Origin of the sequence: Pseudomonas sp. G5001, assembly GCF_013385475.1 — a bacterium.
Classification (GTDB): domain Bacteria; phylum Pseudomonadota; class Gammaproteobacteria; order Pseudomonadales; family Pseudomonadaceae; genus Aquipseudomonas.
Genome location: NZ_JACAPZ010000005.1, coordinates 289,651 through 306,622, shown reverse-complemented (window position 1 = coordinate 306,622; position 16,972 = coordinate 289,651). Strand labels below are relative to the sequence as shown.

The 16,972-nt window shown below is 60.9% G+C and carries 17 protein-coding genes and 1 pseudogene; 11 read left to right on the top strand and 7 right to left on the bottom strand.

Annotation, left to right across the window (positions count from 1 at the left end; translation table 11 throughout):
* Positions 1-84: 84 nt before the first annotated feature.
* Positions 85-1,578 carry an aldehyde dehydrogenase gene (locus HX805_RS02750; RefSeq protein ID WP_003213259.1) on the bottom strand — a complete coding sequence of 498 codons (1,494 nt, stop codon included), beginning with the start codon at positions 1,576-1,578 and terminating at the stop codon, positions 85-87.
* Between the two features lie 230 nt (positions 1,579-1,808).
* On the opposite strand from HX805_RS02750, the gene HX805_RS02745 reads away from it, so the two are divergent.
* Positions 1,809-2,171: a cupin domain-containing protein gene (locus tag HX805_RS02745; protein ID WP_003213261.1), complete on the top strand. Its 363-nt coding sequence runs from the start codon at positions 1,809-1,811 to the stop codon at positions 2,169-2,171.
* Between the two features lie 70 nt (positions 2,172-2,241).
* Here HX805_RS02745 and rpmG read toward each other — a convergent pair whose 3' ends face one another.
* Both rpmG and rpmB read right to left on the bottom strand, forming a co-directional pair.
* Entirely contained in the window at positions 2,242-2,397 is a 156-nt protein-coding gene (rpmG, locus tag HX805_RS02740; RefSeq protein ID WP_003176906.1) for a 50S ribosomal protein L33, read from the bottom strand.
* Positions 2,398-2,408: 11 nt separating this feature from the next.
* Positions 2,409-2,642, bottom strand: coding sequence for a 50S ribosomal protein L28 (rpmB, locus tag HX805_RS02735; protein ID WP_003213263.1), 234 nt, complete (start codon positions 2,640-2,642; stop codon positions 2,409-2,411).
* 458 nt (positions 2,643-3,100) lie between these two features.
* Here rpmB and HX805_RS02730 point away from each other — a divergent pair, with 458 nt between their 5' ends.
* Complete coding sequence (locus tag HX805_RS02730; RefSeq protein ID WP_008439424.1) at positions 3,101-4,693, top strand: ABC transporter substrate-binding protein; 1,593 nt, start codon at positions 3,101-3,103, stop codon at positions 4,691-4,693.
* Positions 4,694-4,721: 28 nt separating this feature from the next.
* Here the strand turns inward: HX805_RS02730 and radC are convergent, their stop codons facing one another.
* Positions 4,722-5,396, bottom strand: a complete 675-nt coding sequence (radC, locus tag HX805_RS02725; RefSeq protein ID WP_087693709.1) for a DNA repair protein RadC — start codon at positions 5,394-5,396, stop codon at positions 4,722-4,724.
* A 130-nt stretch (positions 5,397-5,526) separates the two neighbouring features.
* Here radC and coaBC point away from each other — a divergent pair, with 130 nt between their 5' ends.
* The 4 genes and pseudogenes from coaBC to argB all read left to right on the top strand — a co-directional run bounded on the left by coaBC (position 5,527) and on the right by argB (position 9,795).
* Entirely contained in the window at positions 5,527-6,735 is a 1,209-nt protein-coding gene (coaBC, locus tag HX805_RS02720; RefSeq protein ID WP_008439425.1) for a bifunctional phosphopantothenoylcysteine decarboxylase/phosphopantothenate--cysteine ligase CoaBC, read from the top strand.
* 5 nt (positions 6,736-6,740) lie between these two features.
* Positions 6,741-7,196, top strand: coding sequence for a dUTP diphosphatase (gene dut, locus HX805_RS02715; RefSeq protein WP_003213270.1), 456 nt, complete (start codon positions 6,741-6,743; stop codon positions 7,194-7,196).
* 252 nt (positions 7,197-7,448) lie between these two features.
* Positions 7,449-8,870: pseudogene (locus tag HX805_RS02710) on the top strand (phosphomannomutase/phosphoglucomutase); the annotation flags it as partial.
* Positions 8,871-8,889: 19 nt separating this feature from the next.
* The gene (gene argB, locus HX805_RS02705) at positions 8,890-9,795 is read left to right on the top strand and encodes an acetylglutamate kinase (RefSeq protein WP_003213275.1); all 906 of its coding nucleotides are present in this window, start codon (positions 8,890-8,892) and stop codon (positions 9,793-9,795) included.
* Positions 9,796-9,963: 168 nt separating this feature from the next.
* On the opposite strand, the gene pyrE is transcribed toward argB, so the two are convergent.
* A complete protein-coding gene (pyrE, locus tag HX805_RS02700; protein WP_177116585.1) occupies positions 9,964-10,608 on the bottom strand; it encodes an orotate phosphoribosyltransferase in 645 nt (214 codons plus the stop codon).
* Positions 10,609-10,690: 82 nt separating this feature from the next.
* On the opposite strand from pyrE, the gene HX805_RS02695 reads away from it, so the two are divergent.
* The gene (locus HX805_RS02695; RefSeq protein ID WP_003176915.1) at positions 10,691-11,470 is read left to right on the top strand and encodes an exodeoxyribonuclease III; all 780 of its coding nucleotides are present in this window, start codon (positions 10,691-10,693) and stop codon (positions 11,468-11,470) included.
* A gap of 58 nt (positions 11,471-11,528) precedes the next feature.
* Here HX805_RS02695 and HX805_RS02690 read toward each other — a convergent pair whose 3' ends face one another.
* Together HX805_RS02690 and rph are read right to left on the bottom strand one after the other, a co-directional pair.
* A complete protein-coding gene (locus tag HX805_RS02690) occupies positions 11,529-11,897 on the bottom strand; it encodes a DUF4870 domain-containing protein (protein WP_003213278.1) in 369 nt (122 codons plus the stop codon).
* 22 nt (positions 11,898-11,919) lie between these two features.
* On the bottom strand, positions 11,920-12,642 hold the full coding sequence (rph, locus tag HX805_RS02685; protein WP_003213280.1) for a ribonuclease PH: 723 nt from the start codon (positions 12,640-12,642) through the stop codon (positions 11,920-11,922).
* A gap of 217 nt (positions 12,643-12,859) precedes the next feature.
* On the opposite strand from rph, the gene HX805_RS02680 reads away from it, so the two are divergent.
* The 4 genes from HX805_RS02680 (at position 12,860) to spoT (ending at position 16,952) form a co-directional block, all read left to right on the top strand.
* The gene (locus HX805_RS02680; protein WP_177080585.1) at positions 12,860-13,723 is read left to right on the top strand and encodes a YicC/YloC family endoribonuclease; all 864 of its coding nucleotides are present in this window, start codon (positions 12,860-12,862) and stop codon (positions 13,721-13,723) included.
* 11 nt (positions 13,724-13,734) lie between these two features.
* Positions 13,735-14,355, top strand: a complete 621-nt coding sequence (gene gmk, locus HX805_RS02675) for a guanylate kinase (protein ID WP_003213284.1) — start codon at positions 13,735-13,737, stop codon at positions 14,353-14,355.
* Between the two features lie 167 nt (positions 14,356-14,522).
* Entirely contained in the window at positions 14,523-14,786 is a 264-nt protein-coding gene (rpoZ, locus tag HX805_RS02670; RefSeq protein WP_003176920.1) for a DNA-directed RNA polymerase subunit omega, read from the top strand.
* A gap of 60 nt (positions 14,787-14,846) precedes the next feature.
* Positions 14,847-16,952, top strand: a complete 2,106-nt coding sequence (gene spoT, locus HX805_RS02665; protein ID WP_008439435.1) for a bifunctional GTP diphosphokinase/guanosine-3',5'-bis pyrophosphate 3'-pyrophosphohydrolase — start codon at positions 14,847-14,849, stop codon at positions 16,950-16,952.
* Positions 16,953-16,972 lie beyond the last annotated feature (20 nt).

Here is a 16,972-nt window from a genome sequence, read left to right as displayed (position 1 = left end):
TACCAGTCAATACATCAGCGACTGTGATACCTCATTCGCGAGCAAGCCCGCTCCCACATTTTTTACAGCGGTGTTCCTGGAGGCTTACAACTTGATCCAGGTCGCCTTCAGCTCGGTGTACTTGTCGAACGCGTGCAGCGACTTGTCGCGGCCGTTACCCGACTGCTTGAAACCACCGAACGGTGCGGTCATGTCGCCGCCATCGTACTGGTTGACCCATACGCTGCCGGCACGCAGTGCCTTGGCGGTCAGGTGTGCCTTGGAGATGTTCGACGTCCACACCGCAGCGGCCAGGCCGTATTGGGTGTCGTTGGCGATCGCGATGGCTTCTTCCACGCTGTCGAAGGCAATCACCGACAGCACCGGGCCGAAGATTTCTTCCTGGGCGATCTTCATGGCGTTGGTCACGCCGTCGAAAATCGTCGGCTCGACATAGGTGCCACCGCTTTCCTGCAGCGTGCGCTTGCCGCCGGCCACCAGCTTGGCGCCATCGGCATGCCCGGCTTCGATGTACGACAGCACGGTGTTCATCTGCTGGGTGTCCACCAGCGCACCGACCGTGGTGGCCGGGTCCAGCGGGTTGCCCGGCTTCCAGGCCTTGAGGGCCTCGATCACCAGCGGCAGGAATTTATCCTTGATCGAACGCTCCACCAGCAGGCGCGAACCGGCGGTGCACACTTCGCCCTGGTTGAAGGCGATGGCGCCGGCCGCGGACTCGGCGGCGGCTTGCAGGTCCGGGGCATCGGCAAACACGATGTTCGGGCTCTTGCCGCCAGCTTCCAGCCAGACGCGCTTCATGTTCGACTCGCCGGAGCGAATCAGCAGTTGCTTGGCGATCTTGGTGGAACCGGTGAACACCAGGGTGTCGACGTCCATGTGCAGCGCCAGGGCGTTACCCACGGTGTGGCCATAACCCGGCAGCACGTTGAACACGCCTTTCGGGATGCCGGCTTCAACCGCGAGGGCAGCGATGCGGATGGCAGTCAGCGGTGATTTTTCAGACGGCTTGAGGATCACCGAGTTACCGGTGGACAACGCCGGCCCGAGTTTCCAGCAGGCCATCATCAGCGGGAAGTTCCACGGCACGATGGCCGCGACAACGCCGACGGGCTCACGAGTCACCAGGCCCAGCTGGTCGTGAGGGGTGGCTGCGACTTCATCGTAGATCTTGTCGATGGCCTCGCCGCTCCAGCTCAGCGCTTGCGCCGCGCCTGGGACGTCGATGTTCAGGGAGTCGCTGATCGGCTTGCCCATGTCCAGGGTTTCAAGCAGTGCCAGCTCTTCGGCGTTGGCCTTGAGCAGGCCGGCGAAACGGATCATGGTGGCTTTGCGCTTGGCTGGCGCCAGGCGCGACCAGGCACCGGAATTGAACGTGGCACGGGCGTTTTCTACGGCACGCTGGGCGTCGGCGACGTCACAGCTGGCAACGGTTGCCAGCAGGCGGCCATCGACTGGGCTCAGGCATTCGAACGTGTCGCCGGAAACGGCGGCGGTGTATTCGCCATTGATGTAGGCGCGGCCTTCGATCTTCAGATCCTTGGCGCGTTGTTCCCAGTCGGCACGGGTCAGGGTGGTCATGCGAGTGTCCTCCTCTTATTGAATACAAGGGCCGGGCGATGTACCCAGGCACCTTCGAAGAATTCTTGCCCGGCCAGCCAGCTGTTCGGCTCAAGGCAGCTGCCACCCTAAACCAGCGGCGATGGATGTTTCAATATATTTGACATAACGGCAGCAAACGCCCTTGCGATGTTCATTTTAATAAACATAGACTTTGAGCTCTCCAACCGCAGGCCAGACGGGACACGCCCATGAACATCCAGAATATCGTCGACTTCAGCCAGGCCAGGACCGAGCCAGATCGCTACCGTCCGGCTGCGGAGAAAATCCTCAAGGGCGACCCGGAGCAAACCGTCTACAACCACTACAACAGTCCGTGCGGCCAGATGAGCGCCGGGGTCTGGGAAGGTGAAGTCGGACAGTGGAAGGTCAACTACACCGAGCATGAGTATTGCGAGATCGTGCAGGGTGTTTCGGTGTTGCGCGATGCCGACGGCAACGCCAAGACCTTGCGGGCCGGTGATCGCTTCGTCATTCCGGCCGGCTTCAGCGGCACCTGGGAAGTGCTGGAACCCTGCCGCAAGATCTACGTGGTGTTCGAAGAAAAGGCCTGATCATTTAACAGGCACAAAAAAAAGCCCGCATCGTGAGATACGGGCTTTTTTTCACAAGAAAGAAAACCAATTACTTGATTTTGCCTTCTTTGTAGATCACGTGCTTGCGAACGCGCGGGTCGAACATTTTCTTTTCGAGCTTGTCCGGGGTAGTACGCTTGTTCTTGTCGGTAGTGTAGAAGTGACCAGTACCGGCGCTAGAGATCATTCGAATCAATTCACGCATGATTTAGCTCCTTAGATTTTGCCGTCGCGGCGCAGTTCGGCCAGCACGACAGTGATGCCGCGCTTGTCGATAACACGCATGCCTTTGGCAGATACGCGCAGACGAACAAAACGTTTCTCTTCTTCAACCCAAAAGCGGTGATGCTGCAGGTTTGGCAGGAAACGACGACGGGTTTTGTTGTTTGCGTGGGAAATATTATTCCCAGTCACCGGACCCTTACCGGTAACTTGACAGACTCTCGACATGCCTCAGCCCTCTAAAACCACATGCCCAACCCGGCATGGGTTGGCCGCTTAATCTCTCAGTCATTTGGCGCCAGGCGCCGCGTTTCTTTAGGGTCTTACCGGCTACACCTACTAGCGAAGGAACCGGGCCCCTAGAAAAGAGCGCTGCTTTATACCAGAAAGACTCCAGTGCAACAACAGGCCGTGTACTTTTATACGCGTAAATCCAGGCCATGGACGCCTGAACCGTTGCCAGGGTGGGCCGCTATAGAAGCTAACCGCTCGTCGCACAGAATGATTTACAGCGCCCGCGCGCACTGCAAAGTGCTCGGCAAAACGACCTGAGGCGCCATCAAAACAGTATTTGCGGCAAAAGCACAGGCAAAAATGGGCTAGTCATTTGTCAATCAGCCCACTACGGTAGGACTTTTCCAGACTGCACTCGCAGATGGGCCTTCGATCTGCAAAGGAAACCGAATATGCGCCTCGCTGCCCTACCGCTATTGCTAGCCCCTCTTTTTATTGCTGCACACGCCCAGGCGGCCACTACCCTGAGCGTCTGCACCGAAGCCAGCCCCGAAGGCTTCGACGTGGTGCAATACAACTCGCTGACCACCACCAACGCCTCGGCAGACGTATTGATGAACCGCCTGGTGGACTTCGACGCCACCAGCGGCAAGCTGGTCCCGAGCCTCGCGGACAGCTGGGAAGTGTCGCCGGACGGCCTCACCTACACCTTCAAGCTGCACCCGGACGTTAAATTCCACCGCACTGACTACTTCACGCCAAGCCGCAGCCTGACCGCCGAAGACGTGCGCTTCAGCTTCGAGCGCATGCTCGACCCGGCCAACCCCTGGCACAAGATCGCCCAGAGCGGCTTCCCCCACGCCCAGTCGCTGCAGTTGCCCACGCTGATCAAGAAGATCGACGCCCTCGACCCGCTGACCGTGCGCTTCACCCTGGACCACGCCGATTCGACCTTCCTCGCCGCCTTGAGCATGGGCTTTGCCTCGATCTACCCGGCGGAATATGCCGACAAACTGCTCAAGGCCGGCACCCCGGAGAAGCTCAACAGCCAGCCTATCGGCACCGGGCCGTTCATTTTCGGGCGCTTCCAGAAGGACGCGACGATTCGCTACAAGGCCAACCCGGATTACTTCGCCGGCAAGCCTGCGGTAGATAACCTGATCTTTGCGATCACCCCGGACGCCAACGTGCGCCTGCAGAGACTGCGTCGCGACGAGTGCCAGATCGCCTTGTCGCCCAAGCCCCTGGATATTGATGCCGCCCAGAAAGACGCCGACCTGAAGATCGAGAAAACCGCGGCCTTCATGACCGCGTTTGTCGCCATCAACAGCCAGCATCCGCCACTGGACAAGCCGGAAGTTCGCCAGGCGATCAACCTGGCCTTCGACAAGGCCAGCTATCTGAAGGCCGTATTCGAAGGCACCGCCGAAGCCGCCAACGGCCCTTACCCACCCAATACCTGGAGCTATGCCAAGGACCTGCCGGGCTATCCGCAGGACATTGCCAAGGCCAAGCAACTGCTGGATCGCGCCGGGCTCAAGGATGGCTTCAAGACCACGATCTGGACCCGGCCGTCGGGCAGCCTGCTGAACCCCAACCCCAGCCTGGGCGCACAACTGCTGCAGGCGGACCTGGCCAAGGTCGGCATCCAGGCTGAAATCCGTGTGATCGAGTGGGGCGAACTGATCCGCCGCGCCAAGGCCGGCGAGCACGACTTGCTGTTCATGGGCTGGGCCGGTGACAACGGCGACCCGGATAACTTCCTGACGCCGCAGTTCTCCTGCGCGGCCGTGAAGTCCGGCACCAACTTCGCCCGCTACTGCGACCCGGCGCTGGACAAGCTGATCAGCGCCGGCAAGACCACCAGCGAACAAGGTGTGCGCAGCAAGCTGTACCAGCAGGCACAGGCGCAGATCCAGCAGCAGGCGCTCTGGCTGCCACTGGCGCACCCGACCGCGTTTGCGCTGACCCGCAAGAATGTCGAGGGGTATCAGGTGAGCCCGTTCGGGCGCCAGGATTACTCCAAGGTCAGCGTCAAGCCCTGACCCCTGCCAGGGGCTGGCATGCCAGCCCCTACATCCACCCAAATTCCGCCATCGACAGCGGGTCACCCTCCCCCACAATGATGTGGTCCAGCACACGCACGTCCACCATCTCCAGCGCCTTTTGCAGCACCTTGGTCAATTTTCGATCAGCGATGCTGGGCTCGGGGCTGCCGGAAGGATGGTTGTGGCACAGGATCAGCGCCGCGGCGTTGTAGTCCAGCGCGCGCTTCACCACTTGTCGCGGGTAGACGATGGCGTTGTCGATGGTGCCTTGAAACAGCTTTTCGAAACCCAGCACTCGATGCTTGGCGTCGAGAAACAGGCAGCCGAATATCTCGTGAGGCTCGTGGCGCAGCAGTGCCTTGAGGTAGTCGCGCACGGCCTCCGGGCTTTCCAGCACCGAATCGTTGCGCAGGCGTTCAGCCAAATGACGGCGCGCCATCTCCAGTACGGCTTGAAGCTGGGCGAACTTCGCCGGCCCCAACCCCAAATGCTGGCTGAACACCGGCTGCCTCGCCTCCATCAGCGCCCGAAGGCTGCCAAATTGCGCCAGCAGATGGCGCGCCAGGTCCACGGCACTTTTGCCTGACACCCCGGTGCGCAGGAAAATCGCCAGCAATTCCGCGTCGGAAAGGTTCTCCGCTCCCAGCTCCAACAGCTTCTCCCGCGGACGCTCTGCCGCAGGCCAATCGCGAATACTCATGGCACCTCCGTGTGCATGTGCGCCGCTGTTGCATGGCGGACGCTGTGGTATCTTAGGCCATCTTTTTGCGTGCGATTTCACCTGGGGAGGGGGCATCGCAACGCCATCACTGAACTGGAAAGGCAAGCCAATGCAGCGTCTGTATCGGAAACGCATCGTTCTCGGCGTCGGCGGCGGCATTGCCGCCTACAAGAGCGCAGAGCTGGTTCGCAGGCTTCTCGACCAAGGCGCCGAAGTACGCGTGGTCATGACCCGTGGCGGCAGTGAATTCATCACCCCGTTGACCATGCAGGCCTTGTCCGGCCACCCGGTTCACCTCGACCTGCTGGACCCTGCGGCCGAAGCCGCCATGGGCCACATCGAGCTGGCCAAGTGGGCCGACCTGGTGCTGATCGCCCCGGCCACCGCCGACCTGATCGCCCGCCTGGCCCAAGGCATTGCCGACGACCTGCTGACCACCCTGGTACTGGCCACCGACGCCACCGTCGCGATCGCCCCGGCCATGAACCAGGCCATGTGGCGCGACCCGGCCACCCAGGCCAACACCCAACTCCTGCAAAGCCGCGGCCTCAAGGTTTTCGGCCCGGCCTCCGGCAGCCAGGCCTGCGGCGACGTGGGCATGGGCCGCATGCTCGAAGCCACCGACCTGGCCCACTGCGCCGCCGACTGCTTCCAGCACCTGGCCCTGACCGGCAAGCACGTGCTGATCACCGCCGGCCCGACCCAGGAAAACATCGACCCGGTGCGCTACATCACCAACCATAGCTCAGGAAAAATGGGCTTTGCCCTGGCGGAAGCGGCGGTCGAGGCAGGCGCCCGTGTGACGTTGATCACCGGCCCGGTGCATCTGCCGACCCCGGATCGCGTCACCCGAATCGACGTAGTCAGCGCCCGCGACATGCTGGCGGCCTGTGAAGCGGCGATTCCCTGCGACCTGTTCATCGCTTCGGCTGCGGTAGCGGACTACCGCCCCGAGGTGGTTGCGCCGCAGAAACTCAAGAAAGACCCTACAAGCGGCGACGGCCTGCTCCTGCAAATGGTCCGTAACCCGGACATCCTGGCGACCATCGCCACCCGTGAGGACCGCCCGTTCAGCGTCGGTTTTGCTGCCGAAACCGAGCATTTGCTGGACTATGCCGCACGCAAATTGAAAGACAAAAACCTCGACCTGATTGTCGCCAACGATGTCGCCAACCCGAGCATCGGCTTCAACAGCGAGGAAAATGCCATCAGCGTGATCGACCGCGAGTTGCACGCTACCGTTTTCGCCCAGACCAGCAAGGGCAAGATTGCCCGCCAACTGATCTCTTTTATCGCCCAACGGCTGAACCAGGTTTAATTTCCATGCACGCTTTGCAAGCCAAGATCCTCGACCCCCGCATCGGCAACGAATTCCCGCTGCCGGCCTACGCCACACCAGGCTCCGCCGGCCTCGACCTGCGCGCCATGCTCAAGCAGGACACCGTGCTTGAACCAGGCCAGACCATTCTGATTCCGACCGGCCTGTCGATCTACGTGGGCGACCCGGGCCTGGCGGCGCTGATCCTGCCGCGCTCCGGCCTGGGCCACAAACACGGCATCGTCCTCGGCAACCTGGTGGGGCTGATCGACTCGGACTACCAGGGCGAGTTGATGGTGTCCTGCTGGAACCGTGGCCAGACCGCGTTCAATATCGCCGTCGGCGAGCGCATTGCCCAACTCGTGCTGGTACCGGTGGTGCAGGCGCACTTCGAGCTGGTCGAAGAGTTCGACGAAACACAACGCGGCGCAGGTGGCTTCGGGCATTCCGGCAGCCACTGACTAAGCTGAATTGACTTAGCCGAACAAGCCGGGTGCCTCACCCGGCCTGATGCCAACGCATGGCCTTTCAGGATGAAGAATGCGCGGAACTTACCAGCAAGGTTTCCCCAGTGAAATCAGGGCATTAAGGGGGCAAAAGGGCGGAGCTTCGGCGCCGATGGCACTTTTGCACCACGAACTCTATGCCAAAAACGCCGTCTTACCCTTCAGTTTGAGCCTGCCGGTCAGCACCCTTGAGGCCAGCCCAGCCCCTTATCGATGGAGTTCCCCCCCGCAATGAGCAACCCAGCCCGAGTCGCCCCGACATTTCCCGACAGCATTTTCCGCGCCTATGACATTCGTGGCGTGGTCCCCAAGACCCTGACCGCCGAGACCGCCTACTGGATCGGCCGCGCCATTGGCTCCCAGAGCCTGGCACAGGGCGAGCCCAACGTTTCCGTAGGCCGTGATGGCCGCCTGTCCGGCCCCGAGCTGGTCGAGCAACTGATCCAGGGCCTGGCCGACAGCGGTTGCCACGTCAGCGACGTGGGCCTGGTGCCGACGCCTGCGCTGTACTACGCAGCCAACGTACTGGCCGGCAAGTCGGGCGTGATGCTCACCGGCAGCCATAACCCGTCGGACTACAACGGCTTCAAGATCGTCATCGCTGGCGATACCCTCGCCAACGAACAGATCCAGGCCCTGCACACCCGCCTGAAGACCAACGACCTGACCAGCGGCGAAGGCAGCGTCACCAAAGTCGACATCCTGCAGCGCTACTCTGACCAAATCACCGGCGACGTCAAACTCGCGCGCCGCCTCAAAGTGGTGGTGGACTGCGGCAATGGCGCGGCCGGCGTGATCGCCCCGCAACTGCTCGAAGCCCTGAACTGCGAAGTGATCCCGCTGTTCTGTGACGTCGACGGCAACTTCCCGAACCATCACCCGGATCCAGGCAAGCCCGAGAACCTGGTGGACCTGATCGCCAAGGTCAAGGAGACCGGGGCTGACGTCGGCCTGGCCTTCGACGGTGACGGCGACCGCGTTGGCGTGGTGACGGACACCGGCGAAAACGTGTTTGCGGACCGCCTGCTGATGCTGTTTGCCCGCGACGTGGTTGCGCGCAACCCAGGTGCCGAAATTATCTTCGACGTGAAGTGCACCCGCCGCCTCACACCGCTGATCAAGGAATACGGCGGTCGCCCGCTAATGTGGAAGACTGGCCACTCGTTGATCAAAAAGAAAATGAAAGAAACCGGCGCGCTATTGGCCGGCGAAATGAGCGGCCATGTGTTCTTCAAGGAGCGCTGGTTCGGCTTTGACGACGGCATTTACAGCGCCGCTCGTCTGCTGGAGATCCTCAGCAAGGAAAAATCGACCGCGCAGGAGCTGTTCCAGACCTTCCCGAATGATATTTCTACGCCAGAGATCAATATCCATGTGACCGAGGAGAGCAAATTCAGCATCATTGACGCACTGCACGATGCGCAATGGGGCGAAGGCGCCGACCTGACCAGCATTGATGGTGTGCGAGTCGATTACGCCAAAGGCTGGGGCCTGGTTCGCGCATCCAACACCACACCGGTGCTGGTGCTGCGTTTCGAGGCGGATACCGAGGCTGAGTTGCAGCGCATCAAGGACGTGTTCCACGCCCAGTTGAAACGTGTTGCCCCTGATCTCCAATTACCGTTCTGATTTTTTACCGGAGCCCTGAATGACCCTCGAACGCGAAGCCGCCGCCAATACTGCCAAGGTCCTTTCCGAAGCGTTGCCTTACATTCGACGCTACGTCGGCAAGACGCTGGTGATCAAGTACGGCGGCAATGCCATGGAAAGCGACGAGCTGAAAACCGGCTTTGCCCGCGACATCGTGTTGATGAAAGCCGTCGGGATCAACCCGGTGGTGGTACACGGTGGCGGCCCGCAAATCGGTGACCTGCTCAAGCGCCTGTCCATCGAGAGTCACTTCATCGACGGCATGCGTGTGACCGACGCCCAGACCATGGACGTGGTGGAGATGGTCCTGGGCGGCCAGGTGAACAAAGACATCGTCAACCTGATCAACCGCCATGGCGGCAGCGCCATCGGCCTGACCGGCAAGGACGCCGAACTGATCCGGGCGAAGAAGCTCACCGTGACCCGCAAGACCCCGGAGATGACCCAGCCGGAAATCATCGACATCGGCCAGGTGGGCGAAGTGATCGGCATCAACACCGACCTGCTGAACCTGCTGGTGAAAGGCGATTTCATTCCGGTGATCGCGCCGATCGGTGTCGGTGCCAACGGTGAGTCCTACAACATCAACGCCGACCTGGTGGCCGGCAAGGTGGCCGAGGCGCTGAAGGCCGAGAAGCTGATGCTGCTCACCAACATCGCCGGCTTGATGGACAAGGAAGGCAAGGTCTTGACCGGCCTGACGACCCAGCAAGTGGACGACCTGATCGCCGACGGCACCATCTACGGCGGCATGCTGCCGAAGATCCGCTGCGCGCTGGAAGCGGTGCAAGGCGGCGTTGGCAGCTCGTTGATCCTGGATGGCCGGGTGCCGAATGCGATCCTGCTGGAAATCTTCACCGATACCGGTGTGGGTACCCTGATCAGCAACCGCAAGCGCCCCTAAGCGCCGGTAAACAAAAAGGCCCCGTTCAATTCGATTGAACGGGGCCTTTTCTATTTACTCGGTCTAAAAATGTGGGAGCGGGCTTGCTCGCGAATACGGCGGGTCAGTCGACACATATATCAACTGACAAGCCGTATTCGCGAGCAAGCCCGCTCCCACATGGATCTTCTAAACGCCGAACTGCTCGCGATAAGCCTTGACCGCCGGCAAATGCTGCTTGAGCTGCGGGTCATCTTCCAGGAACTGCAACACCTGGTTCAGGGACACGATGCTCACCACCGGAATCGCGAAATCACGTTCCACTTCCTGGATCGCCGACAATTCACCGTTGCCGCGCTCCTGGCGGTTCAGCGCGATCAACACGCCGGCCGCCTTGGCGCCGTCCTGGGAAGCGATGATCTGCATCACTTCGCGAATCGCCGTACCGGCAGTGATCACGTCGTCGATGATCAGCACGTCGCCCTTGAGCGGCGCACCCACGAGGCTACCGCCTTCGCCGTGGGCCTTGGCTTCCTTGCGGTTGAAGCACCAAGGCAGATCCAGCTCGTGATGTTCAGCCAACGCCACGGCGGTCGCGGCCGCCAGGGGGATGCCTTTGTAGGCTGGGCCGAACAGCACGTCGAAGGAAATGCCGTTTTCAACGATGGCGGCCGCATAGAAACGACCCAGCTGCGCCAGGGCAGAACCCGAGTTGAAAAGGCCGGCATTGAAGAAGTAAGGGCTGGTGCGCCCGGACTTCAAAGTGAACTCACCGAAGCGCAATACGCCGCGATCGATGGCAAAACGAATGAAATCGCGTTGATACGCCTGCATGAAAAAAGCCTCAGATACCACGGATTTAGCTAATTAGGTAGACGGCGTGTATCATACACGCACGCGATTTTTGGGGCCATTTATGCGGATCATCAGTGTGAACGTCAATGGTATTCAGGCTGCAGTCGAGCGTGGTTTGCTCAGTTGGCTGCAAGCCCAGAATGCCGACGTCATCTGCCTGCAGGACACCCGCGCCTCCGCCTTTGAACTGGACGACCCAGCCTTCCAACTGGATGGCTACTTCCTTTATGCCTGTGATGCCGAAGTTCCCGCCCAAGGCGGCGTGGCTTTGTATTCGCGGTTGCAACCCAAGGCGGTCATCAGCGGCCTCGGCTTCGAGACAGCCGACCGCTACGGGCGCTACCTGCAAGCCGATTTCGATAAGGTCAGCATTGCGACCTTGCTGCTTCCATCAGGGCAGAATGGCGATGAAGACTTGAACCAGAAGTTCAAGCTAATGGACGACTTCGCCCGTTATCTGGATAAACAGCGGCGCAAACGTCGCGAGTACATTTACTGTGGCTCGCTGTACGTGGCGCAACAGAAGCTGGATATCAAGAACTGGCGCGACAGCCAGCAATCCCCGGGCTTCCTGGCGCCGGAACGGGCCTGGATGGACGAGATTGTCGGCAACATGGGCTATGTCGATGCCCTGCGGGAAGTCAGCCGCGAAGGCGACCAGTACAGCTGGTGGCCGGATAACGAACAGGCCGAGATGCTCAACCTCGGCTGGCGTTTTGACTACCAGCTGCTGACGCCAGGCTTGCGTCGCTTCGTGCGCAGCGCACGTCTGCCACGCCAGCCGCGCTTCTCGCAGCACGCGCCGCTGATCGTGGACTACGACTGGACCTTGACCATCTAAGGTCTTTTTCCAGGCACAAAAAAACCGACATCGCTGTCGGTTTTTTTGTGGGCGGTGGTTATTTGATCAACCGCAATGTCCACGGATAACGATAAGCCACGCCCTTGTTGGCCTTGATGCCCGCAATGATCGTCATCACCACCGCGCCGATCACCAGCACGGTCATCAACACGAAGCCGATCACGATAAAACCCAGCAGGAAGCAGACCGCCCAGGCAATGCCCACGGTGATCTGGAAATTCAGCGCTTCCTTGCCCTGGTCATCAATGAACGGGTCTGCATCCTTCTTCACCTGCCAGAGAATCAAGGGCCCCAGCAGGCTGCCGAACGGGAACATCAGCCCGAAGAACGCCGCAAAATGACAGAGCATCGCCCACTGGCGAACTTCCTTGGACGGTGTCGGCAGTGGAAGTTGGCTGTCACTCATGGCGTCGCTCCTTGGGATTGAATCAGTCGGCCAATGCGGCGTTCTGCAGTTCGAAGATTTCGGTCATGCCCTTCTGGGCCAGGGCCAGCATGGCATTCAGGTCCGCCGGCTGGAATGGCGCGCCTTCGGCGGTGCCCTGCACTTCAATGAAACCACCGGTGCTGGTCATCACCACGTTCAGGTCGGTCTCGGCAGCCGAATCTTCAAGATAGTCCAGATCCAGCACCGGCTCGCCCTGATACATGCCGACCGATACAGCCGCGATCATCTGCTTGAGCGGATCGCCGCCTTTCAGGCCGCCACGTTTCTTGATGACTTTGAGCGCGTCGACCAGGGCAACCATGGCGCCGGTGATGGAGGCGGTACGGGTACCACCGTCGGCCTGGATCACGTCGCAGTCGACGTACAGGGTCACGTCGCCCAGCTTGGACATGTCCAGGGCTGCACGCAGGGAGCGACCGATCAGGCGCTGGATTTCCAGGGTGCGGCCGCCTTGCTTGCCACGGCTGGCTTCACGCTGGTTACGCTCGCCGGTGGCGCGCGGCAGCATGCCGTATTCGGCGGTCAACCAACCCTGGCCCTGGCCCTTGAGGAAACGCGGCACGCCGTTTTCGACGCTGACGGTGCAGATAACCTTGGTATCGCCAAACTCGACCAGTACAGATCCCTCGGCGTGTTTGGTGTAGTTGCGGGTGATGCGGATCGAGCGGAGCTGATCGGCAGCGCGACCACTTGGACGTTTCATAGGGGATACCTGTACGGAGGACGAAAAACTGCCGAGCATTATAGAGCCGCCAGCCCTGATCGGCACGGCTAAAAAATCCTGTTACAAACCCGGGCACCGAAGCCACTGTTTGGGGCCACCCGTCCCCTTGAGCTACAATCCTGCGCCTTCGCAGCCTGTCGGCTTCAATCTACCCATCAGCCCGCCTGTTTGCGGGACTGCATCGCGAGGTACCTCCATGGTGCACAGCATGACCGCCTTCGCCCGCGTCGAAAAAGCCGGCGTCCAAGGCACCCTGAGCTGGGAATTGCGCTCGGTCAACAGCCGCTACCTGGAGCCGCACCTGCGCCTGCCGGAATCGTTTCGCGACCTCGAAGGCGCGGTTCGTGAGGCACTGCGCCAGGGCATCTCCCGCGGCAAGATGGAATGCACCCTGCGCTTTACCGAGGAAACCACCGGCAAGCCGTTGCAGGTGGATCGCGAGCGCGCCGCCCAATTGGTCGCCGCCGCCGAAACCATCGCCGGCCTGATCAAGCAGCCTGCCGCCATCAACCCGCTGGAAGTCCTGGCCTGGCCCGGCGTGCTGGTGGCCGACGCCACTGACCCACAGGCGTTGAACGCCGAGGCGCTGGCCCTGTTCAACCAGGGCTTGAAAGAACTCAAGGCCGGCCGCGAGCGTGAAGGGGCCGAACTGGCCCGCCTGATCAGCGACCGCCTGACCTCCATTGAAGAAGACGTGGTGACCCTGCGCGAACTGGTGCCGCAGATGCTTGCCACCCAGCGCCAGAAGGTCCTGGACCGCTTCGCCGACATGCAGGCCGAACTGGATCCGGTGCGTCTGGAGCAGGAGATGGTCCTGCTGGCACAAAAGAGCGACGTGGCCGAAGAGCTCGACCGCCTGAGCACCCACATCCTGGAAGTGCGCCGCGTGCTCAAGTCCGCCGGTGCCGCCGGTCGGCGCCTGGACTTCCTGATGCAGGAACTCAACCGCGAAGCCAATACACTGGGCTCCAAAGCCTTTGATCCGCGCAGCACCCAGGCTGCGGTCAACCTCAAAGTGTTGATCGAGCAAATGCGCGAACAAGTACAGAATATCGAGTAAGGCACCCTGACATGACCCACAGCACCGGCACCCTTTACATCATTTCTGCCCCATCGGGCGCGGGCAAAAGCAGCCTGGTCAAGGCCCTGACCGACGCTGACGAGCAGATCCGCATCTCGGTGTCCCACACCACCCGCGCCATGCGCCCGGGTGAAGTGAACGGCGTGCACTACCACTTCGTCGAGCGCACCGAGTTCGTCAAGATGATCGAGCACGGTGATTTCCTGGAGCGCGCCGAGGTCTTCGGCAACCTCTACGGCACCTCGCAAAGCCACCTGCAGCAGACCCTGGACGAAGGCCACGACCTGATCCTGGAAATCGACTGGCAGGGCGCCGAGCAAGTGCGCCAGCTGATGCCCAAAGCTCGCTCGATCTTCATCCTGCCGCCTTCGCTGGAAGCGTTGCACCAGCGCCTGACCAATCGTGGCCAGGACAGCGACGAGATCATCGAAGGTCGCATGCGTGAAGCCGTCAGTGAAATGAGCCACTACGTCGACTACGACTACCTGATCATCAACGACGATTTCGCTCACGCGCTGGACGATCTGAAAGCGATTTTCCGCGCCAATCAGCTCCAGCAAAAGCGTCAGCAGCAGCGTTTCGGCAAATTATTGGCCGAACTGCTCGGCTGATTGGCTCTTCCCAAAACCGCTGCAGGGGCTTTACATTGGCACTTGTAGCGCGTTTGCGATGGCCTGCGAAAAATCAGCGCTTCCCTAAACGCTGGTGATTTTTTAAACTGTTCAGTCCGCTCGCCCAACCGGGCAGCGCGCATATTGCATTCGCTCCGAGGAATACCATGGCCCGCGTAACCGTTGAAGACTGCCTAGAACACGTGGATAACCGCTTTGAGCTGGTCATGCTCTCTACCAAGCGTGCCCGTCAACTGGCCACTGGCGGCAAAGAGCCCCTGGTCCAGTGGGAAAACGACAAGCCTACCGTTGTAGCCCTGCGTGAAATCGCTGAAGGCCTGATGAGCTACGAGTTCATCGCCAACGCCGAAATCGTTGAAGACGAACCGCTGTTTGCAGCGTTCGAGGACGAGTCCAACGAGGCCGTCTAAGCCTATGCCTGGTCGACGTAGCACGGCGCGGGGTCACAGCCAACGGCAGGAGTTAATACTTTGCCGAGCATAGACGCCCTCGCCGATCGCTTATCGACCTACCTCGGCCCAGACCAGGTCAACCTGGTCCGCCGAGCGTATTTCTACGCCGAACAAGCCCACGACGGCCAACGCCGCCGCAGTGGCGAGGCGTATGTCACGCATCCTCTTGCCGTGGCCAATATTCTTGCCGACATGCACATGGACCATCAGAGCCTGATGGCCGCGATGCTGCATGACGTGATCGAAGACACCGGCATTGCCAAGGAAGCGCTCAGTGCGCAATTTGGCGAAACCGTGGCCGAACTGGTCGACGGGGTCAGCAAACTGACCCAAATGAACTTCGAGACCAAGGCCGAAGCCCAGGCGGAAAACTTCCAGAAGATGGCCATGGCCATGGCCCGGGACATCCGGGTGATCCTGGTCAAGCTGGCCGACCGGCTGCACAACATGCGCACGCTGGAAGTGCTGTCCGGTGAAAAACGCCGGCGCATCGCCAAGGAAACCCTGGAAATCTACGCGCCCATCGCCAACCGGCTGGGCATGCACGCCATTCGTATCGAGTTCGAAGACCTCGGCTTCAAGGCCATGCACCCGATGCGTTCCGCGCGCATCTACCAGGCAGTGAAACGCGCCCGGGGCAATCGCAAGGAAATCGTCAACAAGATCGAAGAATCCCTGAGCCATTGCCTGGCGATCGATGAGATCGAGGGCGAAGTCAGCGGCCGGCAGAAACACATCTACGGCATCTACAAGAAGATGCGCGGCAAGCGCCGGGCCTTCAACGAGATCATGGACGTGTACGCGTTCCGGATCATCGTCGACAAGGTCGATACCTGCTACCGCGTGCTGGGTGCTGTACATAATTTGTACAAGCCCCTGCCGGGACGCTTCAAGGATTACATCGCGATTCCCAAGGCCAACGGCTACCAGTCGCTGCATACCACGCTGTTCGGTATGCACGGGGTGCCGATCGAGATCCAGATCCGCACCCGCGAAATGGAAGAGATGGCCAACAACGGCATCGCCGCCCATTGGCTGTACAAATCCACCGGCGACGAGCAGCCAAAAGGCACCCATGCCCGCGCCCGCCAGTGGGTCAAGGGCGTGCTGGAAATGCAGCAACGTGCCGGCAACTCCCTGGAATTTATCGAAAGCGTGAAGATCGACCTGTTCCCGGACGAGGTCTACGTGTTCACGCCCAAAGGCCGGATCATGGAGCTGCCCAAAGGCTCCACGGCGGTCGACTTTGCCTACGCGGTGCACACCGACGTGGGTAACAGCTGCATAGCCTGTCGGATCAATCGTCGACTGGCCCCGCTGTCGGAACCGCTGCAAAGCGGCTCCACGGTGGAGATCGTCAGCGCACCGGGCGCGCGCCCGAACCCGGCCTGGCTCAACTTTGTGGTCACCGGCAAGGCTCGCACCCACATCCGTCATGCCCTGAAACTGCAACGCCGTTCCGAGTCCATCAGCCTGGGCGAACGCCTGCTGAACAAGGTGCTCAACGGCTTCGACAGCTCACTGGACAAGATCCCGGCCGAACGCGTGCAGGCGATGTTGCACGAGTACCGCCAGGAACTGATCGAAGACTTGCTGGAAGACATCGGCCTGGGCAACCGCATGGCCTATGTGGTCGCGCGCCGCCTGCTGGGCGAAGGCGAACAGTTGCCAAGCCCCGAAGGCCCGCTGGCGATTCGCGGCACCGAAGGCCTGGTGCTCAGCTACGCCAAGTGCTGCACGCCGATCCCGGGCGACCCGATTGTCGGCCATTTGTCTGCGGGCAAAGGCATGGTGGTGCACCTGGACAACTGCCGCAATATCAGTGAAATCCGCCACAACCCCGAGAAATGCATCCAGCTTTCGTGGGCAAAGGATGTCACTGGCGAATTCAACGTCGAGCTGCGGGTCGAGTTGGAACACCAGCGCGGCCTGATCGCCCTGCTGGCCAGCAGCGTGAACGCGGCCGACGGCAATATCGAGAAAATCAGCATGGACGAACGCGATGGCCGCATCAGCGTGGTCCAACTGGTGGTCAGCGTGCACGATCGCGTGCACCTGGCCCGCGTGATCAAGAAACTGCGCGCCCTGACCGGGGTCATCCGCATCACCCGCATGCGCGCCTAGCCCACCCATTACAAGGAGTC